We start from the raw sequence: 25,589 nt of genomic DNA, 5'->3' as shown, positions 1-25,589 counted from the left end.
GACGTCTCAGGAGATCATCCGTTCCGTATGCCCGAGATCGAAACTCGTAACCCTACCGCCGGCCGCGCCGGCTCCGCAGTGACCGACCGCGAAAAGCGGGACGCGCAGCGCGCACAACTGCGTCCGCTGGTCAACCGCCGTCCCGAGTTGTACGACGACGACGAATACTCGTCGTCCGAGTACGAGAAAATGATGGAGCTTTACAACGGTACGCTCGCGTCGATCGACGAGGGCGAGATCGTGAAGAGCAAGGTGCTCGAGATCCGCGACAACATGGTCGTGCTCGACATCGGCTTCAAATCCGAAGGCAGCGTTCCGCTCGAAGAATTCAAGGACCACCCGGACCTCAAGCCCGGCGACGAAGTCGAAGTGCTCCTCGAGCACCTCGAAGACCAGGAAGGGTCGGTCGTCCTTTCGAAGAAGAAAGCGGACTTCATGCGCGTGTGGGAGAAGATCCGCATCGCGTACGAGACCGATCAGCCGGTGGAAGGCACACTGGTCAAGAAGATCAAGGGCGGTGTCGTCGTCGACCTGATGGGCGTCGACGCGTTCCTCCCCGGATCGCAGATCGCGCTCCGCCGCGTCCCGAACATCGACGAGCTGCTCGGCCAGAAGTTCGAGTTCAAGATCATCAAGCTGAACAAGCGCCGACGGAACATCGTCGTCTCGCGCCGAGTGATCCTCGAGAACGAAAGAGCGGGGAAGCGCGAAAAGCTCATGAAGGAGCTCGAGAAGGATCAGGTGCGCAAAGGCGTGGTCAAGAACATCACCGACTTCGGTGCGTTCATCGACCTCGGCGGTGTCGACGGCCTGCTCCACATCACGGACATGTCGTGGGGCCGCATCTCGCATCCGTCGGAGATGGTGGCGATCGGCCAGGAGCTCGAGGTCAAGGTGCTCGATATCGATTGGACTCGAGAGCGTATTTCACTCGGGCTCAAGCAGCTCCAGAGCTACCCGTGGAAGGATGTCGCCGAGAAGTATCCGGTCGGCACCCGCGTCGCGGGCAAGGTCGTGTCGATTACGAACTACGGCGCGTTCATCGAGCTGGAGCCGGGCATCGAAGGCCTGGTGCACATCAGCGAGATGAGCTGGACGCGAAACGTCCGGCATCCGTCCAAGCTCGTGTCGATCGGTGAATCGATCGAAGCGGTCGTGCTCAAGGTCGATCCGAACGAGGAGAAGATCTCGCTGGGCATGAAGCAGACGGAGCAGGATCCGTGGATGGTGCTTCCATACAAGTATCCGGTTGGAACGCGCATCTCGGGCAAAGTTCGCAACCTCACGAGCTTCGGCGCCTTTGTCGAGATAGAGCCCGGTATCGATGGACTCATCCATATCTCCGACATGAGTTGGACGAAGCGCGTCCAGCACCCGTCGGAGGTCGTGAAGAAGGGCGACACCGTCGACGTCGTGATTCTGAACATCGATTCGGAGAACAAGCGCATCAGCCTCGGTCTCAAGCAGGCCGAGGAAGATCCGTGGCTCAAGATCGGTGAGACGTATCCGGTCGGCACCGAGCTCGGTGGAACCGTCGTGCGCCTGATGGACAAAGGCGTCGTCGTGGACATCGGCAACGACATCGAAGGCTTCGTTCCGCTCTCGCAGCTGAGCACCACGGGCAAGACGGTGAACAGCCCGGCGGACGTGGTCTACGAGACGATGAAGCTCGATCTTCGCGTGCTGGAGGTCGATCCGATCCATCGCCGCATCGTGCTCGCGGTGACGAACATTCCGGAGGACCAGCCGCCGCGCCCCGAGACGCCGTCGAAGATCATCCCGATGGAGTCCGAGCACGACATGGGGTATCCGCCGGTGGACATGTCGGCGGTCGACACCGAATAGTTCGACCGAATCGGAGGTAAAGAAAAGGGCCCCGTCGAAAGGCGGGGCCTTTTTGCCGTTCGCCGGAAAACGATTTGCTAACGAGAGCCGGACATTCGTCCTCTTGCTTACCGAGGGGACCATGCCGTATTATCTCGGTAACCGAGGGAAGGTCCAACGTGAGCAAGCCAAACGATCTGGTGCAGGGAACGCTCGACCTGCTGGTCCTCAAGATCCTCGACCTCCAGCCGATGAACGGCTGGTCGATCGGACAACGGCTCACGCAGCTCTCGTCCGACGTGCTCCAGGTGAGCGACGGATCACTCTACCCCGCGCTGCACAAGCTCGAGCAGGAAGGGTGGATCACATCCGAGTGGCGTCAGAGCGAGAACAATCGCCGCGCCAAGTTCTATTCGCTCACCCGGTCCGGACGAAAGAAGCTGCAGGTGGAATCCGGAAACTGGGACCGCCTGTCAGGGGCGATCACCGCGCTCATACGCCTTCGCGAGGTATGACATGGGTCAGATGAATCCCGAGCGCTGGCTGCGCATCATTCCGCTGCGACTCCGGTCGCTCCTTCGCCGCGACGACGTCGAGCGTGACCTCGACGACGAGATGCGCGATCACATCGAATGCGAGACGCAGGAGAACATCCGGCGAGGCATGTCTTCCATCGAAGCCCGCGCGGCGGCGCTGCGGCGTTTCGGTGGAATCGCGTATCAGAAGGAGCGCGTGCGCGATGCACGCGGCACACGTGCGTTCGAGGAGTTCGCGCGCGACCTCGTGTTCGCGCTGCGCGGCTTGCGCCGCGCTCCGGGATTCACGGCCGCGGTGATCGTGACGCTTGGCCTCGGCATCGGCGCCAACACGGCGATGTTCACCGTGCTGCGCGGGACGTTGCTCCGGTCGCTATCGAATCGCGACGATCGGCAGCTCGTCTATCTCCGCCAATCGGCGTCGGGCGTCGGCCAACAAAACGAGACGTTCTCCGTACCCGAGATCGCCGACTTCCGCGCCGGCGTGAAGGCCTTCGCGCGCGTGGCCGAATACTCGGCCATGTCGTTCACGATGGTCGGCGACGACGGCTTCCCGGAGCGCATCTCGACGGGCGTCGTGAGCGGCAACTACTTCGACGTCATGGGTCTCGAGGCCGTCGCCGGCCGAGTGTTCGCGCCGCGCGACGACGACAAGGACGCCGCGCCGGTCGTGGTGCTGTCCAACCAGTTCTGGGTGAAGCGGTTCGGCGGCGACCCGGCGGTCATCGGGAAGCGCATCAACATCAACTCCATTCTTGCGACGATCGTCGGGGTCGTGGAGCCGGTGACGCCGTTCCCGCAACCGACTGACGTGTACGGGAACCTCGTCACGAGCCCGCACCACCTGGGCGCCGCGATGGTGACGAGCCGAACGCACCGCATGACCGAGGTGTTCGCGCGCCTCGCCCCTGGCGCCACCGTGGAGCAAGCGCGTCTCGAGACCGCGACGGTCGCGTCGAACATGTTCCGCGACCACCCGGACCAGTACGAGAAGGCCGCGCGATACACCGTGGCTGTGACGCCTCTTCGCGACGCGATCAACGCACGCGCGAAGCTCACGGTGTGGCTGCTCATGGCGGCCGCCGCATTCGTGCTGCTGATCGCCTGTGCCAACGTCACCAATCTCACGCTCATGCGCGCGGTCGGTCGCGAGCGCGACCTGGTCGTGCGTGCCGCGCTCGGAGCAGGGCGCTGGCGGCTCCGGCGGCTCTTGCTCGCCGAGAATCTCGCGCTGACCGTCGCCGGCGGCGCGTTGGGCATTGGCATGGCGATGGCCGGGATGAAGATGCTCGTCTCGTTCGTCGCGCAGCTGACGCCGCGCGCGGACGAGATTCACGTCGACGGTGTCGTCCTCGGCGTGTGCTTGGCCACCAGCGTGATCGCCGCGATCGGCATTGCCTACGTGTCACGGCTCCCTGGGGGAGCTGAGGCTGCTCCCACGAGCGTCGGCTCGCGCGCAACGCTCGGACGGGGCCGGCAGCGCTTCCAACGGCTGCTCGTCGTCGCGCAGGTCGGCGCCTGTATGATCTTGCTGACGGGGGCCGGGTTGCTCGTGCGAACGCTCGTGAAGCTCGACGCCGTCGATGCCGGAGTGCGCGTCGACCACGTGCTGACGCTCGAGCTCCCGTTTCATTCGTCGAGCGGAACACCGCAGCAGCAGCAACTGGAGAACCAGACGCTCCTCGCGCGAGATCGCGATCGCGTCGCCGCGCTCCCGGGAGTCTCCCTGGTCGCGATGGGAGACGGCGTGCCGCTCTCGAGCGACAGGATGGCGCAGGAGATCCTGCCCGACGACCGTCCGCTCGCGCAAGGCGAAGCGATCCCGCGCGCCATCAGCAAGAGTGTGGACGCGCGTTACTTCGAGGCCGCGGGCATGCGCATCGTATCCGGGCGCGCGTTCACGGCAACCGACCTCGCGGGCGGCGCACCGGTCGTTATCGTGACGCAATCATTCGCAAAGCGACTGTTCGGCAACACCAATCCGGTCGGCCGGCGCATCGCGTGGACGGGTTGGATGAAGGCGAACTTGGCGTCGGGCAGCGAAGCGTCGACCATCGTCGGCATCGCGGCCGACACGCACGACGACGGTGTCGATGCTCCGCCGACGCCAACCGTGTTCCTGCCGCTGAATCAAGGGATGGTGTTCTCGGGAGTTCTGGTGATTCGCTCGCAGGCCGACCCCGCGGCGCTCGTGCCCGCGGTGATGCGTGCCATTCGCGAGGTGTCGCCGCAACAGTTGATCGAGCGGGTTCGCACGCTCGAGGCGATCCGTGACAAATCGGTCGCGCCGCGCAGGCTGAATGCGATCTTCTTGATGTCCTTCGCCGGGTTGGCTCTCGTGATCGCCATGGTCGGCATTGGCGCGGTGCTCGCATTTTCCGTGTCGTCCCGAATTCACGAGATCGGCATTCGCATGAGCGTCGGCGCCGACGCCGGACGCGTGCGTCGCATGGTACTGCGCGAGGGCGGCGTTCTCCTCGCGGCGGGCGTCGCGTTCGGTTTCGTGGGAGCGCTCGCCGCGGCTCGCATGCTCCGAGGGTTGCTCTTCGGCGTCGCACCCAATGATCCATTTACGTTGGCGACGGTCGCCGTCGCGCTGGCCGGCATCGGCCTCGCGGCCTGTTGGATGCCGGCCGCACGCGCGGCGCGGGTGGATCCGGCCGTCGCCCTTCGGGCCGAATGAACTCGCGCTACTCGGGCGTCACGATGTACTGCTCCAACTTCCCGTCGGGCATGACGAACGTCGACACGGAGTAGGTCTTCGGGCCGCAGCGCACGGCGTAGTCGCGATAGGTCATTCCGCCGCGCAGCGACGTCGCTGTCTGCCGCACGTCGGTGACCGTGCCGCAGGGCGCCAGGCTCGATTGGAAATCCCGAATCGCCACGTCGCTGAACCAGGCGTTGGCGTTTGACGTGAAGAGCGATCGATCGAGGTGCCCCTTCTGCAAGCCGAGGAAGATCGCCTTTGCCTGCGCAACGGACTTCTCCGTCGCCTGATCGGTCGCCGAGAACAGCAGATCGGCGATTCGATTCGCGATCACGGCCTGCACGTCGGTCGCGAAGAGGTTCGCGAACACGACGATCGCCACGCGGTCGTCCGGGAAGATCATGTTCCGCGTGGAGAAGCCGGAGACCTCGCCGCCGTGCGAGATCAATCGATGTCCTTGGAACGATCCCACGTCGACGCCGAGTCCATAGCCGGTGGAGCGCCCGTCGGCGAGCAGGATCGTCGTCTGCTGGGTGTGGTACGACGGCGGAGTCATGAGCGATTGCTTGATGACGGAAATGTCCCACGTCGCGAGATCGCTCGACTTCATCGCGAGCTCGCCGGCCGCGTAGAGCCATCCCGCCCCCTCCTTCGGCGCGATGCGCGGCGGCCCGAGCCCGAACCGCTCGTATCGCTCGGGATCGCCGGGACCGAGCGGACCCTGGTCGATGATCATGACGGATTTCATGTCGAGCGGCGTGAAAATTCGTTGCTTGAGAAAATCGACGAGCGGAATTCCGCTCGCTTTCTCGACGATGAGGCCCGCGATGACGAAGTTCGTGTTGCTGTACTGCCATTTCGTGCCGGGCTCGAAGTCGAGCGGCTTCTTCGCCCATTGGTCGATGATCGCCTGCGCGGTGATCGGCTTCAGCATCGGCGGCATCACGTAGTCCTGCGGCCAGTAGTCCTGGTAGCCGGACGTCATCGACAGGATCTGGCGGATCGTCACTTCGTCGGCCCGCGTGAGCCCGGGGACGAAGCGCGACACCTTGTCGTCGAGCGACAGCTTGCCTTGCTCGGCGAGCATCAGGATCGCGGTCGCGGTGAACTGCTTGCTCACCGAACCGATGCTGTAGCGCATCGATGGCACCGCGCGCATCGGTGGCGCGAGTCGGGCCAAACCATAGGCGTTGGTGTAGGCGATGGCGCCGTCCTTCACGACGGCGAGCGAGACGCTCGGCGCGCCGCGCGCGGCCATCTCCTGCGTGGCAATGGAGTCGATGCGCGCGCGCATCGCGCTCGGAAGGGCTGCCGCGGATTGCGGCGCCGTGCGGGCCGTCGGAACGGCGAGCGCGGCCGCCAGCGCGAGCGCGCGTCTGATTAGATCGGTCATGACGGGGAATGTGCCGACGTCCGACGCTCCGCGCCAACGTCATCTCACGTCGATGCCGCGATCGTCGACGGTAGACCAGAGCGGTGTCTTGCGTTTGACTTCAAAGCGCCCTCGGCTTCTTCGCCGAGGGGTTTTGAGTGACCGCTCGAGGAGGTCAGTTGTACGACCGGGTCTGGGATCGCATCGGGGACGTCGCGCGGCTTGCACCCACGCCGCACAACACGCAGCCGTTTCGCATCGTGCCGCGCGGTCCGCGAAACGCGGATCTCGTCGTGGTCCGAGAGCGCCTGCTGCCGCGCGAGGACCATGGCAACCTCTACATGGCCGCCGCGTTCGGGATTTTCGCGACGGCGTTGGAGCACGCCGCCCGATACGTCGGGCGGGACATCGCGATCGACGTCGCGCCGCTCGTCGACATCGCGAACCTCCACACCGCGTCCCGGCGCGTGCTTCTCGGACGAGCAACGCTCAGCGAGCCCGGTCCCGTGGATCCCGCCGAGACACGCTGGACCATGCGCATCGAGCCGCGGGACGGTCTCCGCGCCCTACTCGAGACCCGGCGAACGTCTCGGTTGCCCTATCACGACCGGCCCGTGCTGGGAGCGAGCACGAGCGCGATGGCGCACGTGGCGGGCGTGTACGGCCACCGTTTTCTCTCGTTCGACGACGCGGCGCTCGTCCGGCGCGTCCTGCGTCTCAACACCGACGCGGTGATCGACAACTTGCAGCTCGGCGACGAGCGCGAAGAGATCCGCGGGTGGTACCGATACGGCGACACGCCGCCCGACGGCGATGGGCTCTGGGAACGGCCGATGAATCAGCCGGCATGGGAGCTTCGCTCCGCCTTCGCCACGCCGTGGTTGTACCGGCTTCCCGGGTTTCGCCAATTCGCGAGGCGACGCTACCTTCGCACGCAGCGCGGCACGCGCCACGTTGGGCTGCTCTGCGGCCCGTTCGTCGAGTGGCCGGATCTCGTCCACGCCGGACGCATGCTGATGGCGTTCTGGCTCGAGATGGCGGCGCACGACATCTACATGCAGCCCATGGGATCGATGCTCACGAACGCGAAGTACGCCGACGCCATCGCACGGCAATTCGACGTCGACGACTGCTGGCTGGTCTTTCGCTTCGGATACAGCGACGTCCCGCCGCGCGCGCCGCGGCTGCGGAGCATCGTCGAGCATGAATAGGACCTTCGATCCGCTCGCCGGGCGGGCGCTCAGCCGCTTGGGCGACGTCGCGTTGTCGTCGTGGGGCGCGTACCGGACGCTCTTCGCACCGGTGTTCTCGACCAAGACGCGGCACTGGGTCGCGCGCACGCGCGCGGCGGCGGCGTTCTTCAACGCGCGCCGGACCGTGCCCGCGTACGAGGAATTCCTGCGCGAGCACGGGGCATTCGACGCCAGGCGCTTCGAGGACGTGCCGCCGATGGACAAGGTCGGCTACATCAAGCGGTGGTCGTTGGAGAAGCTCTGCCAGGGCGGACGGCTGCCGCTCCACGGCGCGGTCATCGACGAGTCGTCGGGATCGAGCGGACAGGCGAGCAACTGGATCCGCGGCCCGAGCGAACGCGCGGCCGCGAGACGTCTCCTTCAGTTCGCGACGCGGTCGGCGTTCGGCGACGAGCCGTTCGTGCTGCTCAACGCGTTTGCGCTCGGCCCCTGGGCGACGGGCATGAACGTCTCCATGTCACTCGTCGACCTCTGCGTGCTCAAGTCGATCGGCCCGGATGCGGCGAAGGTGATCGGCACGCTCAAGCTGCTCGGCCCGAAATACAAGTACGTGATCACGGGGTACCCGCCGTTCCTGAAGGGACTCGTCGACACGGCGGACATCGATTGGGCCGAGTACGACGTGTGCGCCGTCGTTGGGGGCGAAGGGATGTCACAGCCGCTCCGCGCCGCGCTCAACCGGCGGTTTCGAAAGACGATCTCGAGCTTCGGCGCGTCGGACCTCGAGATCAACATCGCCGTCGAGACGGATTTCACGATCGCGGTGCGCGACGCGCTCGCGTCGAACGCATCGCTCGGCGACGACCTGTACGGGCGGGAAACGTTGCCCATGGTGTTTCAGTACGATCCGCTCAACTACTACATCGAGAGCGACGCGGACCGGAATCTTCTCATCACCGTCAACCGGCTGGAGAACGTGTCGCCGCGGATTCGCTACAACATCCGCGACCGGGGCGTCGTCCTGCCGATGCGCGAAGTCGCGGCCGCGGCGGCGCGTCATGGTGTCGATCTGCCCGCGCCGTTGGTCGACTTGCCGCTGCTCTTTCATTGGGGGCGGCAGGACAACGCCGTTGGGTTCTACGGTTGCAAGATCACGCCCGAGGACATCCAGCACGTGATACTGCGCGTCGACAGCCTCGGCGACCGCGTGACCAATTTCGCGTTGCACCCGTACGAGGACGACGACGCGAACAAACGCGTCGACGTCTGGTTCGAGCTGGAGGCGGACGCGATCCTGCCCGAGACCGAGCGACTTCGCGAGGCGGTGCTGGCCGAGCTTTCGGCCGTGAATCAGGATTTCCGCGAGTCGATCAAGATGGTCCCGACCGAGCGCCGTCCCGGCGTCAAAGTGTTTCGGCACGGGCAAAGCCCGATTCCATCGCAGGACATACGATTGAAGCGCCAGTACATCCTGTAGAGCACGCTCTCGTGTGACGCGAGCGCTTGCGTCGAACAGTCGCCAAGCCCATGTATCGGCCACTCATTCGAGACCGATGATTCTCGTCCGTGCAGCGGCGCTGTCGCTGATTCCTTGTTTGGTGGTCGCCCAGACCGGCCACGTCGTCGGCAGCGTCGTCGACAAGGTGGCGGCCGTCGCGCTTCCATTTTCCGGCGTTTCCGTCGCCGGCCTGTCGACGGATCGGCTCACCAGCGACAGCGGCGCGTTTCAGATCGACCTGCCGGCCGGAATGATTCGCCTGCGGGTCCGCCACGTCGGATTCACGCCGGTCGATACGCAGCTCGTCGTTCGTGCCAACGACACGACGCGCGTGAGAATCGAGCTTTCGCGAATTCCGGTGACGCTGGCCGCCGTGCGGGTCACGGACGAGGCGTGCCGCTCGCCGGGCGCGCCGACGGCGAGCGACGCGCTCGCGCAGGTGTTCCAACAGCTACAACTGAATGCCGAACAGTTCCGGCTGGTCAGCGCCCGCTACCCATTCACGTCCGTCGTCGAACGACGGTTCAGTCACCTGGTCGAGGAACCGAAACCGCGACAGAAATCAGATTCGGTTGCGCGGGCCGACACCATTTCGGTCATCACGAAGACCGATTCGATTCAGGTGCCGAGCGATCAGAAATGGCACTACAAGCCGGGCGACATCATCGTCGCCTCCGGAGTGTCCGTCCTTGGCGTGCGGTACGCCGTGATGATTCCGACACTCGCGGTCTTCGCCGACGCCGAATTCGTGAAGCACCACTGCTTCCACGACGTCGGTGAGACGACGGTGGACGGCCAGACGTTCAGGCGCGTCGACTTCAAGGCCGCGCAGGACATCGACGATCCGGACATCGATGGCACGATGTACCTCGACCCGGCGACCTACGTCATTCGACGATCCGCGATCTCGCTGTCAAAAAAGTCGCGGTACACCAGCTCGTACGACTCCGTCGTCGTCGAGACGACGTTCGACGAGTTGGTGAGCGGCGTGCCCGTGATCACGTTCTCGGTCGGGCGCAACGTGTTGCCGCGCAGCGGCGGACGGCCCGGACGAGCCAACAGTCTCCCCGACGGGTCTCGCATGCTCGACGACGAAGAGTCGCAGCGTGTCCGTGAGATACGATTCATCCACGACGTCCCCGGATTGGGCGACGCGTCGACCCCCGACGGGCACGCGCCACGCGTCGTCCGCCTGGGCGGATCGAGCAGCCGCCGTCGCGTGCTCGGGGTGTTCGATGCGGAATCAGGGGCACCGGTAGCCGGCGCCGCGGTTCGCGATTCCGCGAGCGGAAAATCGGCGCTCACCACGGCGACCGGTACGGTGAGCCTCGGGTTCGTCCCACGGTCGAGCGCGACGATCCAGGTCGAGCGTGCCGGCTACGAGCGGGCATCGATGCCCGTGTCGCTCACGTTGACCGACACGCTGCCGCTCACGGTCGTGCTTCGCCGAGTTCGCGCGCCACGCTAAGGCGGCGCCCCGCACGCATCGCAAGTCTAGAATGCCGCGTCGGGCGGTCGTAGCTTTTTCCGCCTATGACCATGCGAGACAAGCTCGACCTTCTCGAGCGCCGGGCAGCCGAGTCGGAGCAGGGAGGCGGCGAGCGCCGCGTCCAGGCCCAACACGCCAAGGGCAAGCTGTCGGCGCGAGAGCGGCTCGACCTTTTGCTGGATGAGGGGAGCTTCGTGGAGTTCGACCGCTTCGTCGTCCACCGGTCCACGGACTTCGGGCTCGAGGACGAGAAGTACTACGGCGACGGTGTCGTCACGGGATACGGCCGGATCGACGGACGGCTGGTCTACGTGTTCTCGCAGGATTTCACGGTCTTCGGGGGGTCGCTCTCCGAAGCCTTCGCCGAGAAGATCTGCAAGGTCATGGATCTCGCCGTGCGCAACGGCGCGCCGGTGATCGGGCTGAACGACTCCGGCGGCGCGCGCATTCAGGAAGGCGTGGTCTCGCTGGGCGGTTATGCCGAGATCTTTCTGCGCAACACGCTCGCGTCAGGCGTCGTTCCACAAATCTCGGCGGTGCTCGGTCCCTGCGCCGGCGGCGCGGTCTATTCGCCGGCGATCACGGATTTCATCTACATGACGCGCGGCACGTCGTACATGTTCGTGACCGGGCCGAACGTCGTAAAAACGGTCACGCACGAAGACGTGACGATGGAGCGCCTCGGCGGCGCCGACACGCACGCGGGCACGTCGGGCGTCGCGCATTTCGTGCACGAGTCGGAGCCGGCGTGTCTCGCCGCGATCCGCGAGCTGTTCGCGTTCATTCCGCAGAACAACCTCGACGACCCGCCGCGCGGCAAAGGCACCGATCCGCGCGACCGGCGAGACGAGGCGTTGCTCGACGTCGTGCCGGACCATCCGAACAAGCCGTACGACATTCACCACGTCATCAGCCGCGTCGTCGACGACGGCCGATTCTACGAAGTGCAGCGCGAGTACGCACAGAACATCGTGTGCGGGTTCGCCCATCTCGGTGGAATCAGCATCGGGATCGTCGCCAACCAGCCGGCCGTGCTCGCCGGCGTGTTGGACATCAGCGCGTCGCTCAAGGCGGCGCGTTTCATTCGCTTCTGCGACGCGTTCAACATCCCCATCGTGACGTTCGAGGACGTGCCCGGATTCCTGCCCGGCACCGCGCAGGAGCACGGCGGAATCATCAAGCACGGCGCCAAGCTGCTCTATGCGTATTGTGAAGCGACCGTGCCCAAGCTCACGGTGATCACGCGCAAGGCGTACGGCGGCGCATACGACGTCATGTCGTCCAAGCACATTCGCGGCGACTACAACGTCGCGTGGCCGACGGCGGAGATCGCCGTGATGGGCCCCAAGGGCGCGGTCGAGATTCTCTTCCGGAAAGAGATCAACGACAGCTCCGATCCGGCCAAGGCGACCGACGCGAAGGTGGCCGAGTACACGGAGAAGTTCGCGAATCCGTACGTCGCCGCCGGGCGCGGTTATGTGGACGACATCATCGATCCGCGCGACACGCGTCCCCGGCTCATCGGCGCGCTCGAAACGCTTCGGGCGAAGCGCGACCGCAACCCGCCGAAGAAACACGGCAACATTCCGCTGTGAGCTTTTCCAAGGTCCTCGTCGCCAACCGCGGCGAGATCGCGCTGCGCATCGTCCGCGCGTGCCGGGAAATGGGAATCGGCTCCGTCGCCGTGTACAGTGACGCCGACGCGCGCGCGCCGCACGTTCGGGAAGCGGACGAGGCTGTGAACATCGGGCCGCCGCCGTCGAGCGAGAGCTACCTTCGCGGAGAGAAGATCATCGAGGCCGCGAAACGCGCTGGCGCGCAGGCTATTCATCCCGGGTACGGATTCCTCTCCGAACGTGAGTGGTTCGCACGCGCGGTGCGCGACGCCGGACTCACGTTCATCGGGCCGCCGGCGGAAGCCATCGCCGCGATGGGGAGCAAGACCGCCGCGCGTCAGCTGGCGATCGGCGCCCAGGTCCCCGTCGTTCCCGGCACGACGACGCCGCTCGCCGACGCCGCGGACGCGCGCAAGATCGCCGACGAGTTCGGGTATCCGGTGCTGCTCAAGGCGGCGGCCGGCGGAGGCGGCAAAGGCATGCGCCTCGTTCGCGCCGCCGCGGACATGGAAACCGCGCTCGACTCGGCGCGGCGCGAAGCGAAGAACGCCTTCGGCGACGACGCGGTCTACGTCGAGAAGTACATCGTCGGCCCGCGCCACGTGGAGATTCAGGTCCTCGGCGACCAGCACGGTACGATGCTGTCGCTCAACGAGCGCGAATGCTCCGTGCAGCGCCGCCACCAGAAAATGATCGAGGAATCGCCGAGCGTCGCCGTGACTCCGGAGCTCCGCCGCGCAATGGGAGAGACAGCCGTGCGCGCGGCGCGCGCCGCGGGGTACTTCAACGCGGGTACCTGCGAGTTCTTGCTCGACCGCGACGGCAGGTTCTACTTCCTCGAGATGAACACGCGGCTCCAGGTCGAGCACCCCGTCACCGAGTTGGTAACGGGGATCGACCTCGTGCAGTGGCAGATTCGAATCGCGGCCGGCGAGCGCCTTCCGTATAGACAAGAAGAGATCGTCCCGCGCGGCTGGGCGATCGAGTGCCGCATTACCAGCGAAGATCCGAGCAATGGTTTTCTCCCATCGACCGGGCGGATCAGCTACCTCCACGTGCCCGGCGGCCCGGGCGTCCGCTGGGACGGCGGGATCGAAACGGGAAGTGAGATCGGACTCTTCTACGATCCGATGCTCGCGAAGCTCATCGTGCATGCGCCGACGCGCGAGGCTGCGGTGGCGCGCATGCACCGCGCGCTGCTCGAGCTGACGATCGAAGGCATCGAGAGCTCGCGCGACTTTCACCTGCGCGTGATGGAAGACGCCGAGTTCAAGGCAGGGGCGATCGAGATCCAGTGGCTCGAGCGTCGACTCGATTCGATCGTGCGCGCGCCGGCTCCGCCCGCAACGGCGAAGGCCGCCGCGCTCGTCGGCGCGCTGATCGCCGACCGCGACCGTCGCGCACTTCGACAAACGCCGGCCGCCGGCACCGCACGTGTCGATGGAGGGGGAGGCGGCCGTCGCGACGATTGGGTGCAGGTGGGGCGCCTCGAGGGATTGCGATGACGCTGGCCGAGCTGGACATCGACTCCATCGCGGCCGGCGGCGACGGCGTCGGGCGCTCGAATGGTGTCGTGGTGTTCGTGCCGCGCGCGGCTCCGGGCGACCGAGTACGGGCGCGCGTCGAGGTGCAACGCCGCTTCGCCCGCGGAGAGATCGATTCGATCGTTCGTCCGTCTCCGGACCGTGTGACGCCGGAATGCCCGCACTACGTCGCCGACAAGTGCGGCGGCTGCCAGCTTCAGCACATCGGCTACGATGCACAGTTGGAGGCCAAGCGCCGCATCATCCGCGATTCGCTGGCCCGCATCGGTAAGCGCTCCGCCGACCTGCCGTCGATCGAGGCAAGCCCGCGCCGCTGGCGATATCGGAGAAAGCTGACGCTCACCATGCGTCGCGCCGGCCAGTCCGACTCCTGGACGATGGGGCTGCGTCCGTACGACGACCCGGATCGGATCTTCGCGCTCCGCGACTGTCCGATCACCGACGAGCGCGTGCTGGCGGTGTGGAAGGACATCGCGGCGGCCGGGCGCTTGTTGCCCGACGCCGACGAGCTTCGGGGCGCCGTGCAATTGGCGGGAGAGGACGTGTCCGTCGTCGTGCGAGGCGGCAACGCGTGGCCCCGGCGAGCGGAGTTCTTCGAGGCCGTTCCGTCGGCGACGACGCTGTGGTGGCAACCGACGCACCGCGCGCGCAATCTCGTGGCGTCGCGCGGAACGAGCCCGGCTCGAGATGCGAGCGCGTCGTTCGCCCAGGTGAACACCGAGGTCGGCGCCGAACTACACGCGTACGTGCTCGAGCGCGCCAGGCGTTACCGGCCGGCGAGCGTGGTCGACGCGTACTCGGGCGCCGGGGCCACCGCGGTTCCGTTGGCGAGCGACGGCGCGCGCGTTACGGCCGTGGAAGCCGACCGCGACGCCGCCGCCGAATGTGCGGAGTCGCTCGCTCCGTTCGCGGGATCTCGATCGCTCACGGCGCGCGTCGAGGACGTCATCGAGCAGACGCTTCCGGCGGACGTCATTCTCCTCAACCCGCCGCGCGTCGGGGTGCACGAGCGCGTCACGGCGTCGATCGCCGCGGCCTCGCCGGCGCCGCGCGCCGTGATTTACGTGAGCTGCGATCCCGCCACGCTGGCGCGCGATGTGGCGCGTTTGCCCGGGTTTCGCGTGGCGTCGTTGCAGGCGTTCGACATGTTCCCGCAGACCGCGCACGTCGAAACGGTGTGCGAGCTCGTACCGGCGTCCGAGACCGAGGCCGCGTGAAGTACTACGTCACGGTGAACGGCGAGGACCACGAGGTCACGCTCGACGAGAATGGCGTGCAGGTCGACGGCGAGCGCGTCTCGGCAACCGTTGAATCGGTCAGCGGGACCCCCGTTCGAATGGTCACGATCGGCGACGAGGTTCACCGGGTAGTTGTGCGACCCGCCGCCCGCGGTGCATACACGTTGTGGCTGGACGGCTATCGGTTCGAGGTCGAGGCGCTCGACGAACGCGCCCGCGCGATTCGCGAGCTCTCGGGAAAAAACGCGGGGCCGTCTGGACCGGCGCCGTTGGTCGCGCCGATGCCGGGACTCATCGTACGAGTCAACGCGCATCCGGGCGACGAAGTGCGGGCCGGCCAAGGGTTGGTGGTGATGGAGGCGATGAAGATGGAGAACGAGCTTCGCGCGCCGGCCGCGGGTCGCGTGCGCGCGATTCTCGCCACGCCGGGCACGGCGGTGGAGAAGGGCGCGGTGCTCATCGAGCTGGAGTGAACGTCACGCCACTACGGAGGATGGACATGCGCGGTTCGATTCTTCGCTCGATGCTCGCCGCCGCCGCGGTTCGCGCCGCGGGCGCTCAAACCGCTCAGACTCCCCCGGCCACCGACATTTTCCTCGCTCCAATCTCGATCTCCTCGACCGACGGCCGTCCGACGATCGGAAAGCCGGTCAACGTCACGAACCGTCCCGGCTACGACAACCAGCCCGCGTTCACGCCGGACAGCAAAGCCATCCTCTTCACCTCGATTCACGAGGACGGGCAGTCCGACATCTACCGCTACGACCTCGGCACGAAGGCGATCACGCGCGTCACCTCGACGCCCGAGAGCGAGTACTCGGCCACGATCATGCCGGGCGGACAGCGGTTCTCGGTGATTCGCGTCGAGCGCGATTCCGCGCAGCGGCTGTGGAGCTTTGCGATGGACGGCTCGGATCCGCAGCTACTTGTGCCGACGGTGAAGCCGGTCGGTTACCACGCGTGGATCGACCCGGACAATCTCGCGCTGTTCGTGCTGGGCAACCCGAACGCCCTCGTGCACTACGATCTACGCTCCGGGCACGCCGACACGCTCGCGCGCAACATCGGCCGCTCGCTCGCGCCGACGATCGGCGGCGGCGGCTTTTCGTTCACCGCGCACGACTCGACGGGCGCCGTGAAGCTGACGACGATGTCATGGCCCTACCAGACGAAAACCGACCTCGTGGCTCTGCCCCGCGGCTCGGAAGACATCGTGTGGGCCGCGCGCGACCTCGTCATCTCCTCGAACGGGTCGAAGCTCGTCTCGTGGAAGCCCGGCACACCGGACTGGCAGGACGTGGTCGACCTCGGCCCGTTCGGGCTGTCGCGCCTCTCGAGGCTCGCCGTCAGTCAGGACGGCAAGTGGCTCGCGATCGTCGCCGTTCCCGCGCCCTGAGCGTCAGCCCGTCGCGCGGGTCGACTGGGCCGTTTGCGGAAGGTGCTCCGCGTTGTGCTTGATCGTTTTGCCCTCGGCGAGGAACACCGCGTCCTCGCCGATGTTCGTCGCGAGATCGGCCACGCGCTCGAGGTTGCGGCTCACGAGTAGCAGCTCGAGCGACGGCGTGATCGTGCGCGCGTCCTCCATCATGTGCGTCACGAGGATGCGGAACACGGAGTTGTGCATCGCGTCCACTTCGTCGTCGGCGCGGCAGACGTCGCGGCCGAGCGCACCATCGGCGCGGACGAACGCGGTGAGCGCGTCGCGCAGCATCTGGCGCGCGCGGCGCGACATCTCGGCGATCTCCGGATCCGGCGTGATCAGCGTGCTGTTCGACGCGAGCCGCAGCGCGCTTTGCGCGATGTTCACCGCGTGGTCGCCGACGCGCTCGAGGTCGTTGGCGACCTTGATCGACGCGATGATGAAGCGAAGGTCGCGCGCCATCGGCTGCTGGAGGGCCAGCAACCCGATCGCCTGGTCCTCGATCTCCAGCTCGAGCGCGTCCACGTCGCGATCGGTCGTCAGCACGGCGTCGGCGAGGCTTGCGTCGCGGCTCAGCAGCGCGTCGACCGAGAGGTCGAGCAGCGACGTCGCGAGATCCGACATGTCGAGCAGGCGCTGCTTCAGCTGCGCCAATTGATCGTGGAAATGGCGGAAGCCTGTGGTGCTTGGCTCTACCGACGTGGTCATCCGAACCTCCCCGTGATGTACGCCTCGGTGCGCTCGTTCTGGGGGCTCGTGAACATCCGGTCGGTCGGGCCCGATTCGATGAGCTGTCCAAGGTAGAAGAACGCGGTCACGTCGGAGACGCGCGCCGCCTGTTGCAAATTATGCGTGACGATGACGATCGTCAGATCGCGCCGCAATTCATACACCAACTCTTCGACGCTCTGCGTGGCGATCGGGTCCAACGCGCTCGCCGGTTCGTCGAGGAGCAGCACGTCGGGCTCGTTGGCCAGCGCGCGCGCGATGCAAAGCCGCTGCTGTTGGCCGCCGGACAGCGCGAGTGCGCTGTCGCGAAGGCGCGTCTTGACTTCTTCCCAGAGCGCCGCGCGACGCAGCGCCGACTCGACGATCGCGTCGAGATCTTCGCGCTTGTTCACGCCGCCGATGCGCGGCCCATAGGCCACGTTGTCGTAGATGGACTTCGGAAACGGGTTCCACCGCTGGAACACCATACCGACGCGGCGCCGCAGCGAGACGGGATCCTTGTCGGCGAAGACGTCGGTGCCGTCGACGCGAATGCTTCCCTCGTGTCGCACCCCGGGCAGCAGCGCATTCATGCGGTTGATCGAGCGCAGGAACGTCGACTTGCCGCACCCCGACGGCCCGACGAGCGCCGTCACGGTGCGCGGCTGCATGGAGAGCGTGATGCCGTGCAGCGCCTGCTTCTCGCCGTACCAGAACGAAAAATTGTCCGCTTCGACGGAGCCGCGTCCCGCGGCGGCCGACACGGCGTTCCTCGAGGGCTCGAGCGTGATCGCGCTCACCCAAACCGTCCGGTGACGTACGCTTCGGAGCGCGGATCGCTCGGCGCGGTGAACATCGTGTTCGTCGCCGTGAATTCGATCAGCTCTCCGTTCAGCATGAACGCCGTCTTGTCCGAGATGCGCGCCGCCTGCTGCATGTTGTGCGTCACGATGATGATCGTCACCTCGGCGCGGAGCTCGTAGACGAGCTCCTCGACGCGTTGGGTGCTGATCGGGTCGAGCGACGCGGTCGGCTCGTCGAGCAGGATCACCGTCGGCGACGTCGCGAGCGCGCGCGCGATGCAAAGACGCTGCTGCTGACCGCCCGAGAGCGCGACGGCGCTCGCCGACAGCCGGTCTTTCGCTTCTTCCCAGAGCGCGGCACGGCGCAGCGCGCGCTCGACGATGTCGTCGGTCTCACGCCGCGACGGACGCTCGCCGCGCGGCAGCACGGCGAGTCCGGCCGCGACGTTGTCTCGGATCGACATGGTCGGGAAGGGCGTCGGCCGCTGGAACACCATGCCGATGTGCCTGCGGACGGCTGCGGGAGACACTCCGCGACCATAGATGTCGCGGCCCTCGAAACGGATCTCGCCCTCGACGCGGGCGGTCGGAACCGTCTCGTGCATCCGGTTGATGCAGCGGAGCAGCGTCGACTTGCCGCATCCCGACGGGCCGATGATGGCCACGACCTGCTTCGGCTGCACGACGAAGGAGACGTCGCGCACGACGCGCACGGCGCCGAAGTAGGCGTCCAGCGACTCGATCGACACGCAGGGCGGCGGGGCCTCTGCCCGCGGCGCCTCAATCGCCGCCGAGGCCGTAGCGGGCACGCGTGGCGAACCGCGCCGCGAGACTGATGATGAAGACGAGCGCGAGGAGGACGAGCGCTCCGGCCCAGGCTTGTCTGTGCCAGTCGTCGTAGGGAGAAATCGCATAGGAATAGATGGACATCGGTAAGGCGGCGATCGGCTTGAACGGCGAGAACGACCAGAACTGGTTGCCGAACGCGGTGAAGATGAGCGGCGCCGTTTCGCCGGCGACGCGCGCGACGGCGACGAGCGCCCCCGTCACGATCCCCGGCAATGCGGTCCGCAGGACGACGCTCAGCGACGTCCGCCATTTGGTGTAGCCGAGCGCCAGCGCCGCTTCGCGTAGCGACGTCGGCACGACGCGAATCATCTCTTCCGTCGCGCGCGTCACGAGCGGGATCATCATCGCGCCGAGCGCCAATCCGCCGGCGAGCGCCGAGTAGTGGTGCAGCGGCCGCACGAGTACCTGCCACGCGAAGATGCCGATCACGATCGACGGCAATCCGTTGAGCACGTCGGAGAGAAAGCGTACGGCGTTGGCGGTTCGCGTCCCGCGCTGCTCCGCGAGGAACAACCCTGCGCCGATTCCGATCGGCAGTCCGACCAGACTGGCGATGGCGACAAGGATCAGCGTGCCGACCATCGCGTTCGCCATGCCGCCGCCAGGTTCACCCGCGGGCACGGGAGGCTGGGTGAAGAACGACCACCCGACCGACGACGCGCCCTGCTTGATGAGGTAGACGAGAATCAGAATGAGCGGCAGCGCTACGACGGCCGCCGACAAATAGCTGGCGCTCACCATGACGTAGTTGACCACGCGCCGTCGTCCCCTCGTCTGGCGCGCGCGTTTGGCGAGCAATTCGCGGTGCGAGCTCACCGCCTCCGCGCGAGGACGAGCGGTCGCCGCCGTCATGGTGCGCCCGCCGGTCCGCGCGCGGTGCGCCACACGAGCCACCGCGCGATCGCGTTCACGATGATCGTGACGACGAGCAGCCCGAATCCCACCGCCATCAGGGCCGAAACGTGGATCTCGTTCGTCGCCTCGCTGAACTCGTTCGCGATCACCGATGCCATCGTGTAGCCGGGTGCGAAGAGCGAGGCCGAGATCTCGTGGCGATTGCCGATGACCATGGTCACGGCCATCGTCTCACCGAGGGCGCGGCCGAGGCCGAGAATCACGCCGCCGATGATGCCCGATCGCGCGTAGGGAAGGACGGCGTCCCAAATCATTTCCCACCGCGTGGCGCCGAGCGCGAGCGCGGCTTCGCGCTGAGACCGCGGCACCGCCATCAGCACTTCGCGCGTCACGGCGGAGATGTACGGCAGGATCATGATCGCGAGGATGCAGCCCGCGGCGAGCATGCTCGGTCCGTACGCTGGTCCGGAGAAGAGCGGCAATCCACCGAGGTGCAGCGTGTCGCGGATGAACGACATCACCGACTCGCGCAGAAATGGCACGAGGACGATGATGCCCCACAATCCGTAGACGACGCTCGGGATCGCGGCGAGCAGGTCAACGAGAAACGCGATCGGCTGCCTCAGCCATCGCGGGGCGAACTCCGAGAGAAAAATCGCGACCCCGACGGCGAGCGGAGTCGCGATGATGAGGGCGAGAATCGAAGAGACGACGGTGCCGAACACGGCCGGGGCGGCGCCGAACCTCCCATTGACGTCGTCCCATTCGCTCGTCGTATAGAAGCTGAAGCCAAAATGCCGCAGCGCCGGCCACGCGCCGCGCAGCACTTCCCAGGCGATGAACAGGAGCAGCGCCGGGATGATGAGGGCGAACGCCGTCGTCACGCCCTGGTAGAGGCGGTCGCCCACGGGGGTGCTGTCCATGGCACGGCTGTCGGCTGACGACGGCCCTTCCCCCACGGCGGGGTCGCTCGGTCGAGATGCGATGGTGGTCACCGGGATGAACCTCACGCGCGACTGAAACCGTCGGGCGGACGTTCTGTAACGGCCGCGTAACGGACCGCGGAAAATCCAGCGACGGGACGGCCATGGTCGGGTGACGGAAGTGTTACGCCAAGCGGGGCCGCTCTTTACGGACTCTGAGTTCCTTCTTCGTCTGCCACCCCTCTCCAGGAGCAGACGTGATCGAACGACTTGGCAAACTCATCGGCGCCGCGGCCGCCGTGATGATGGCCGCCACGCCAGCGTGCAGTGCGCAGGATCTGAACGGTGCTGGTGCCACGTTCCCGCAGCCGATCTACAACAAGTGGTTCAACGAGTACAAGACCGCGAAGGGTGTCGCGATCAACTATCAGGGCATCGGTTCCGGCGGCGGAATCAAGGCACTGCAGGAAGGAACCGTCGACTTTGGCGCGAGCGACGCTCCGATGAGCGATGCGGAAATCGCCGCGCTGAAGACTCCCGCGCTTCACATCCCGACGGTGCTTGGCGCGGTCGTCATCACGTACAACCTGCCGGAAGTCACGAAGCAGCTCATGCTGACCGGTCCGGTGGTCGCCGACATCTTCCTCGGCAAGGTCACCAAATGGAATGCGCCCGAGATCGCCGCGCTGAACAAGGGCGTCGCGCTGCCGAACAAGGACATTCTCGTGGTGCATCGCACGGACGCGAGCGGCACGACGTACATCTTCACCGACTACCTCACGGCGGTGAGCCCCGCGTGGGCATCGGGACCGGGCAAGGGTAAAGACGTGAAGTGGGCGGTCGGGCTCGGGGGGGCTCAGAACGCCGGCGTCATGGGTCAGGTTCGGCAGCTCCCCGGATCGATTGGCTACGTCGAGCTCGCGTACGCCAAAGAGAACAAAGTTCCCTTCGCGGCGCTCAAGAACGCGGCCGGCAATTTCGTCGAGCCATCGATCGCGTCGGTCACGGCTGCCGCCGCGGGCGTCGCGGCAAAGCTGCCGCCGACGACGGACTTCCGCGTGTCGATCGTGAACTCACCGGCGCCGGATGCCTATCCGATCGCGTCGTTCACGTACCTGTTGGTCCCCGAGAAGTGGGCGGATGCAGCGAAGGCCAAGAAGTTCACCGACTTCTTGAAGTGGGCCCTGCACGACGGTGAAAAAGAAGTGGAGGCGCTGAACTACGCTCCGCTTCCGCCCAACGTCGTCGCGATTCTCGACAAGCGCATCGCTTCGGTCAAGTAGGTCGCAGTCAGGCGCAACTCCCCCACAAACTTTCCTAATGAAACCCTCCTTCCTGCGATTCCTTGCCGGCGGCGTCGCCGCGCCCGCCTTCCTCTCTTTCCTCGCGGGCGCGCAGACGCCAACCGCACCTTCAGCTCCGCCCGCGACCGCGGGATTCGATTTCTCCGGCGTCATTTTCGGCAACTGGCAGATCAAGACGGATTCGGCGTCGAAGGCAAATCTGGGTGGCTCGAGCCCGAACCTGTTCGACCTCGGCCGCGCCTACCTCACGTTCCGTATGCCGGCCGGGGAGAACGGCGCGATTCGTATCACGACTGATGTATTCCAAAACACGAATCCCGCGCAGAACACCTACTACCAGGGCTGGGTCATTCGGGCGAAGTACGCGTACCTGCAGTACACGGGTCTGAGGAACGAATTCGGGACGGGCTCGAGTTTGGTCGGTCGACTCGGCTTGTTGCACACGGTGATGATCGACTACGAGGAGCAGTTTTGGCCGCGGTATCTGCAGCAGACGGCCATCGAGAAGAACGGATTCTTCTCGTCGTCCGACATGGGTCTCGCCGGGGTCGCCACGCTTGGCAACCGCTGGGGCGAGATCTATGGCACGATCACGAACGGCAGCGGCTACACCTCGTACGACAACCCGGGAGCCGCCGGCCAGGCGCAGGCGGTCGGAACGAACCGGTTCAAAGATTTCGGCATTCGAGCGTCGATCACGCCGTTCGGGCACGATCAGAACCTCAACAGCTACATTCGCAACATCTCGATCACGCCGTGGGGATACTTGGGGTGCAACGGCAGTGCGTTCCAGTCCGGCGGCGCGGGACAGGTCGGACCGGGCACCAACGGCGCCATCACGGACTGCATGTCCCGCAATCGCTTCGGCGTGTTCGCGGCGATGAAGGATTCCACGATTTGCGACATGCGAAATGGCGGGCGCTGCCGACTGACCGCCGGCCTACAGTTCGCCCAGCGCCGCGACGAGAGCGATAACGGCGGCAACACGGTCGCGAGCCCGCGCGTCGTGCACGACTCGACGGGTCGGGTCTTCGACGGCTTCCTCTTCATTCGTCCGGTCGAGGTTTTCAATCCGTCGCAGCACTCGCCGTTCAGCCTGGTCGCGCGGTTCGACCACTTCACGCCGCAGACCGATCCGAGCTCGAGCGTCCCCGGTGCGGCCAACTATGGTGGGGACACGCCGGCCTACAATTTCTGGGTCCTCGGCGCCTCGTACGATGTGAACCAGAAAATCACGCTGACGGCGGACTATCAGAACCAGACGCCGACCGATTTTCCGCTGGCGATCGGGACGAACGTTCGCCCGACCCCGACGTCGTCGATCTTCTTCCTGCATTTCGTGGTGAATTTCTAGGGCACGGTATCAGGTGGCCGGTCACCGGTCACCGAAACGCAAAGGGGCAACGACGGCCCGGCGGTTCGCGCCGGGCCGTCGCGCTCGCTGCCTGCCATCGAGCCTCTAATCAGTTCCCGGTGACCGGTGACCGGAGACCAGTGACCGGTGACCGCAGTTTTCAGATTGACACTCTCTCTGCGCCTATCTACCTTAAAGGTCTGTCAAAAAAGGCCTTAGCCGGCCTTGCCGAGACCCGGGTTGCACTACGCACCGGTGAGGCGCTGGACCCACATCAGTTCGTCGGATCAATGAAAACGTTTTCCGCCACGCCGCGCGACATCGAGCAGCGGTGGTTCATCGTCGATGCGGACGGCATGGTGCTCGGGCGCCTCGCCGCCGAGGTCGCGCGTGTCATCCGCGGCAAGCACAAACCGATCTTCACCCCGCACATGGATACCGGTGACAACGTCATCGTGATCAACGCGTCGAAGGTGAAGGTGACCGGCAAGAAGAGTGAGCAGAAGCAATACTTTCGTCACACGGGCTACATGGGGCACGAGCGATTCACGCCGTTCGGCACGATGCTCGCCAAGCATCCCGAGCGCGTGATCGAGAAAGCGGTCCACGGTATGCTGCCGAAGACGGCGCTCGGCCGTCAGGTGCTGCGGCGCAAACTGCGCGTGTTCGCGGGTGCCGACCATCCGCATGCCGCGCAGCAGCCGACGCCGTTGACCTTCAAAAAGAGCGAGAAGTAGCAATGGCCGACATGCAATCCATTCACGCGATCGGCCGCCGCAAGGAAGCCGTCTGTCGTGTGTTCGTGAAGCCCGGCTCGGGCAAGTGGGATGTGAACGGCCGGACGCTCGGCGACTACTTCCCGCGGGCCGCGCTCGTGAGCGCGATCCAGCAGGCGTTCGTCGCGACCGACACGCTCGGCCGCTTCGACGTCCGGGCGAACGTGGACGGCGGCGGGCAGACCGGTCAGGCCGGCGCGCTCCGTCTCGCGGTGGCTCGTGCGCTGGTGAAGATCGACGAGGCGCATCGGCGCAAGCTGCGCGACCTCGGTCTGCTCACGCGCGACGCACGCTCGGTCGAGCGCAAGAAACCGGGCCGTCCGAAGGCCCGTAAGCGGTTCCAGTTCTCGAAACGGTAGGCGGACGGGTGGACCGGTGGACAGGTGGACCGGTCACGACGCAGCATCGAGGACGCAGGTCCGAGGTTGCAGTTGCGGTCCGCCGGTCTACCGGTCCCCCGGTCCACCGGATTTCACAGGGTGTTCGAGCAGTGGCCGGGTGCCGGATTTCTCCGGTCGGCCGAGCGGTGAAGACACCCGACGACAAAAAACCAAACGAGGTTCGTTTCGCATGGCAGATCAGCAAAACTCGCATTCACCCACGCTCGAGGCGCTTCTTGCCGCCGGCGTGCACTTCGGCCACCAGACCCGTCGGTGGAATCCGAAGATGCGCCGGTTCATCTTCGCCGAGCGCAACGGCATCCACATCATCGACCTGCAGAAGACCCTTCGGCAGATCGATCTGGCTCAGAAGCTGGCGCGCGATGTCGTGCTGCGCGGAGAGCACGTGCTCTTCGTGTGCACGAAGCCGCAGCTGGCGAGCCTCGTGAAGACGGAAGCCGAACGCGCCGGCGCGCTCTACATCACCGAGCGCTGGCTCGGCGGCCTGCTCACCAACTTCCAGACGGTGAAGAAGCAGGTGCGCCGCATGAAGGAGCTGGAGACGGGCGGCGAGGAAGGCGGCGAGTTCGAGAACTACACGAAGAAGGAACAGCTCATGCTTCGGCGTGAGCGCGAGAAGCTCTCGAAGTATCTCTACGGCATTCGCAACATGACGCGGCTGCCGGGCATTCTCTTCGTCGTGGACTCGAAGAAAGAGCGCATCGCCGTGAACGAGGCGAACAAGCTCGGCATTCCGATGATCGCCATCGTCGACACGAACGCCGATCCGGATCTCATCACGGTGCCGATCGCCGGCAACGACGACGCGATTCGTTCGGTCGAGCTGATCACGAAAGCGATCGCCGACGCCGTCATCGAGGCCCGCCGCGAGGCGCCGGTCCGCGAAGAGGTCGAAGAGGGCGAGAGCTACACGTACAGCTCGGACCGTGGCGCGGAGCCGGCCGGCGAAGAAGATCGCCGTCGTCGTCGCCGTCCACGCCGCCGCCGCGCCAAGCCCGAGGCGATCGCGGCGCGACTCAAGGGACCGGGCGAGGGCGGAGCGGGCGCGGAAGCAGGGGGAGAGGGGAGCGCGGAGGCGTCGGAGGGGTAATCCTCTGACCGGTTGTCTCCAACCGACCGTATCACCCGCCGCCGCCGGACTCGTTGCCGGCGGCGTTTCCATGACCAAGTACACTTCTG

General features: G+C 66.0%; 22 protein-coding genes. 16 read left to right on the top strand and 6 right to left on the bottom strand.

Translation table 11 applies throughout. The features are described from left to right. Window positions 1-78 precede the first annotated feature (78 nt). The 3 genes from rpsA (at window position 79) to VGQ44_03920 (ending at window position 5,043) form a co-directional block, all read left to right on the top strand. The gene (gene rpsA / locus VGQ44_03930) at window positions 79-1,845 is read left to right on the top strand and encodes a 30S ribosomal protein S1 (GenBank protein ID HEV8445937.1); all 1,767 of its coding nucleotides are present in this window, start codon (window positions 79-81) and stop codon (window positions 1,843-1,845) included. A 158-nt stretch (window positions 1,846-2,003) separates the two neighbouring features. Then, the gene (locus VGQ44_03925; protein ID HEV8445936.1) at window positions 2,004-2,339 is read left to right on the top strand and encodes a PadR family transcriptional regulator; all 336 of its coding nucleotides are present in this window, start codon (window positions 2,004-2,006) and stop codon (window positions 2,337-2,339) included. Between the two features lies 1 nt (window position 2,340). Continuing rightward, window positions 2,341-5,043: an ABC transporter permease gene (locus tag VGQ44_03920; GenBank protein HEV8445935.1), complete on the top strand. Its 2,703-nt coding sequence runs from the start codon at window positions 2,341-2,343 to the stop codon at window positions 5,041-5,043. Between the two features lie 7 nt (window positions 5,044-5,050). On the opposite strand, the gene VGQ44_03915 is transcribed toward VGQ44_03920, so the two are convergent. Continuing rightward, a complete protein-coding gene (locus VGQ44_03915) occupies window positions 5,051-6,460 on the bottom strand; it encodes a serine hydrolase domain-containing protein (GenBank protein ID HEV8445934.1) in 1,410 nt (469 codons plus the stop codon). Between the two features lie 137 nt (window positions 6,461-6,597). Here VGQ44_03915 and VGQ44_03910 point away from each other — a divergent pair, with 137 nt between their 5' ends. From VGQ44_03910 to VGQ44_03875, 8 genes are all read left to right on the top strand, one after another. Then, complete coding sequence (locus VGQ44_03910; GenBank protein HEV8445933.1) at window positions 6,598-7,650, top strand: hypothetical protein; 1,053 nt, start codon at window positions 6,598-6,600, stop codon at window positions 7,648-7,650. After that, window positions 7,643-9,109: a hypothetical protein gene (locus tag VGQ44_03905; protein HEV8445932.1), complete on the top strand. Its 1,467-nt coding sequence runs from the start codon at window positions 7,643-7,645 to the stop codon at window positions 9,107-9,109. The genes VGQ44_03910 and VGQ44_03905 overlap by 8 nt, the downstream gene beginning before the upstream one ends. A 76-nt stretch (window positions 9,110-9,185) precedes the next feature. Beyond that, entirely contained in the window at window positions 9,186-10,598 is a 1,413-nt protein-coding gene (locus VGQ44_03900) for a carboxypeptidase regulatory-like domain-containing protein (protein ID HEV8445931.1), read from the top strand. A 65-nt stretch (window positions 10,599-10,663) separates the two neighbouring features. Continuing rightward, window positions 10,664-12,214 (top strand): acyl-CoA carboxylase subunit beta, encoded by a 1,551-nt coding sequence (locus VGQ44_03895; protein ID HEV8445930.1) that lies wholly within the window; start codon window positions 10,664-10,666, stop codon window positions 12,212-12,214. Further along, window positions 12,211-13,740, top strand: coding sequence for an acetyl-CoA carboxylase biotin carboxylase subunit (locus tag VGQ44_03890; GenBank protein HEV8445929.1), 1,530 nt, complete (start codon window positions 12,211-12,213; stop codon window positions 13,738-13,740). The genes VGQ44_03895 and VGQ44_03890 overlap by 4 nt, the downstream gene beginning before the upstream one ends. Next, the gene (locus tag VGQ44_03885) at window positions 13,737-14,996 is read left to right on the top strand and encodes a TRAM domain-containing protein (protein ID HEV8445928.1); all 1,260 of its coding nucleotides are present in this window, start codon (window positions 13,737-13,739) and stop codon (window positions 14,994-14,996) included. Before VGQ44_03890 ends, VGQ44_03885 begins: the two co-directional genes overlap by 4 nt. Next, a complete protein-coding gene (locus tag VGQ44_03880) occupies window positions 14,957-15,490 on the top strand; it encodes a biotin/lipoyl-containing protein (GenBank protein HEV8445927.1) in 534 nt (177 codons plus the stop codon). The genes VGQ44_03885 and VGQ44_03880 overlap by 40 nt, the downstream gene beginning before the upstream one ends. A 26-nt stretch (window positions 15,491-15,516) precedes the next feature. Further along, window positions 15,517-16,413 (top strand): hypothetical protein, encoded by an 897-nt coding sequence (locus VGQ44_03875; protein ID HEV8445926.1) that lies wholly within the window; start codon window positions 15,517-15,519, stop codon window positions 16,411-16,413. A 3-nt stretch (window positions 16,414-16,416) separates the two neighbouring features. Here VGQ44_03875 and phoU read toward each other — a convergent pair whose 3' ends face one another. Genes phoU through pstC form a run of 5 tightly spaced genes read right to left on the bottom strand, consistent with a single transcriptional unit; the run spans window position 16,417 to window position 20,575 of the window. After that, complete coding sequence (gene phoU, locus VGQ44_03870) at window positions 16,417-17,145, bottom strand: phosphate signaling complex protein PhoU (protein HEV8445925.1); 729 nt, start codon at window positions 17,143-17,145, stop codon at window positions 16,417-16,419. Further along, on the bottom strand, window positions 17,142-17,945 hold the full coding sequence (pstB, locus tag VGQ44_03865) for a phosphate ABC transporter ATP-binding protein PstB (protein ID HEV8445924.1): 804 nt from the start codon (window positions 17,943-17,945) through the stop codon (window positions 17,142-17,144). Before pstB ends, phoU begins: the two co-directional genes overlap by 4 nt. Continuing rightward, entirely contained in the window at window positions 17,942-18,697 is a 756-nt protein-coding gene (locus VGQ44_03860) for a phosphate ABC transporter ATP-binding protein (protein ID HEV8445923.1), read from the bottom strand. The genes pstB and VGQ44_03860 overlap by 4 nt, the downstream gene beginning before the upstream one ends. 31 nt (window positions 18,698-18,728) lie before the next feature. After that, complete coding sequence (gene pstA / locus VGQ44_03855; GenBank protein HEV8445922.1) at window positions 18,729-19,649, bottom strand: phosphate ABC transporter permease PstA; 921 nt, start codon at window positions 19,647-19,649, stop codon at window positions 18,729-18,731. Further along, window positions 19,646-20,575, bottom strand: a complete 930-nt coding sequence (gene pstC, locus VGQ44_03850) for a phosphate ABC transporter permease subunit PstC (protein ID HEV8445921.1) — start codon at window positions 20,573-20,575, stop codon at window positions 19,646-19,648. The genes pstA and pstC overlap by 4 nt, the downstream gene beginning before the upstream one ends. A 257-nt stretch (window positions 20,576-20,832) precedes the next feature. On the opposite strand from pstC, the gene pstS reads away from it, so the two are divergent. The 5 genes from pstS to rpsB all read left to right on the top strand — a co-directional run bounded on the left by pstS (window position 20,833) and on the right by rpsB (window position 25,500). Continuing rightward, a complete protein-coding gene (pstS, locus tag VGQ44_03845) occupies window positions 20,833-21,858 on the top strand; it encodes a phosphate ABC transporter substrate-binding protein PstS (GenBank protein ID HEV8445920.1) in 1,026 nt (341 codons plus the stop codon). A 37-nt stretch (window positions 21,859-21,895) separates the two neighbouring features. After that, window positions 21,896-23,233, top strand: coding sequence for a hypothetical protein (locus VGQ44_03840; GenBank protein ID HEV8445919.1), 1,338 nt, complete (start codon window positions 21,896-21,898; stop codon window positions 23,231-23,233). Between the two features lie 140 nt (window positions 23,234-23,373). Next, complete coding sequence (gene rplM / locus VGQ44_03835; GenBank protein HEV8445918.1) at window positions 23,374-23,970, top strand: 50S ribosomal protein L13; 597 nt, start codon at window positions 23,374-23,376, stop codon at window positions 23,968-23,970. Window positions 23,971-23,981: 11 nt separating this feature from the next. After that, complete coding sequence (rpsI, locus tag VGQ44_03830; protein HEV8445917.1) at window positions 23,982-24,368, top strand: 30S ribosomal protein S9; 387 nt, start codon at window positions 23,982-23,984, stop codon at window positions 24,366-24,368. Window positions 24,369-24,579: 211 nt separating this feature from the next. After that, window positions 24,580-25,500 (top strand): 30S ribosomal protein S2, encoded by a 921-nt coding sequence (gene rpsB, locus VGQ44_03825; protein ID HEV8445916.1) that lies wholly within the window; start codon window positions 24,580-24,582, stop codon window positions 25,498-25,500. Window positions 25,501-25,589: the final 89 nt, after the last annotated feature.

The organism is Gemmatimonadaceae bacterium, assembly GCA_036003045.1.
Classification (GTDB): Bacteria; Gemmatimonadota; Gemmatimonadetes; order Gemmatimonadales; family Gemmatimonadaceae; genus JAQBQB01.
The sequence above is the reverse complement of the archived record's forward strand: the minus strand, read 5'-3'. Positions and strand labels throughout refer to the sequence as shown.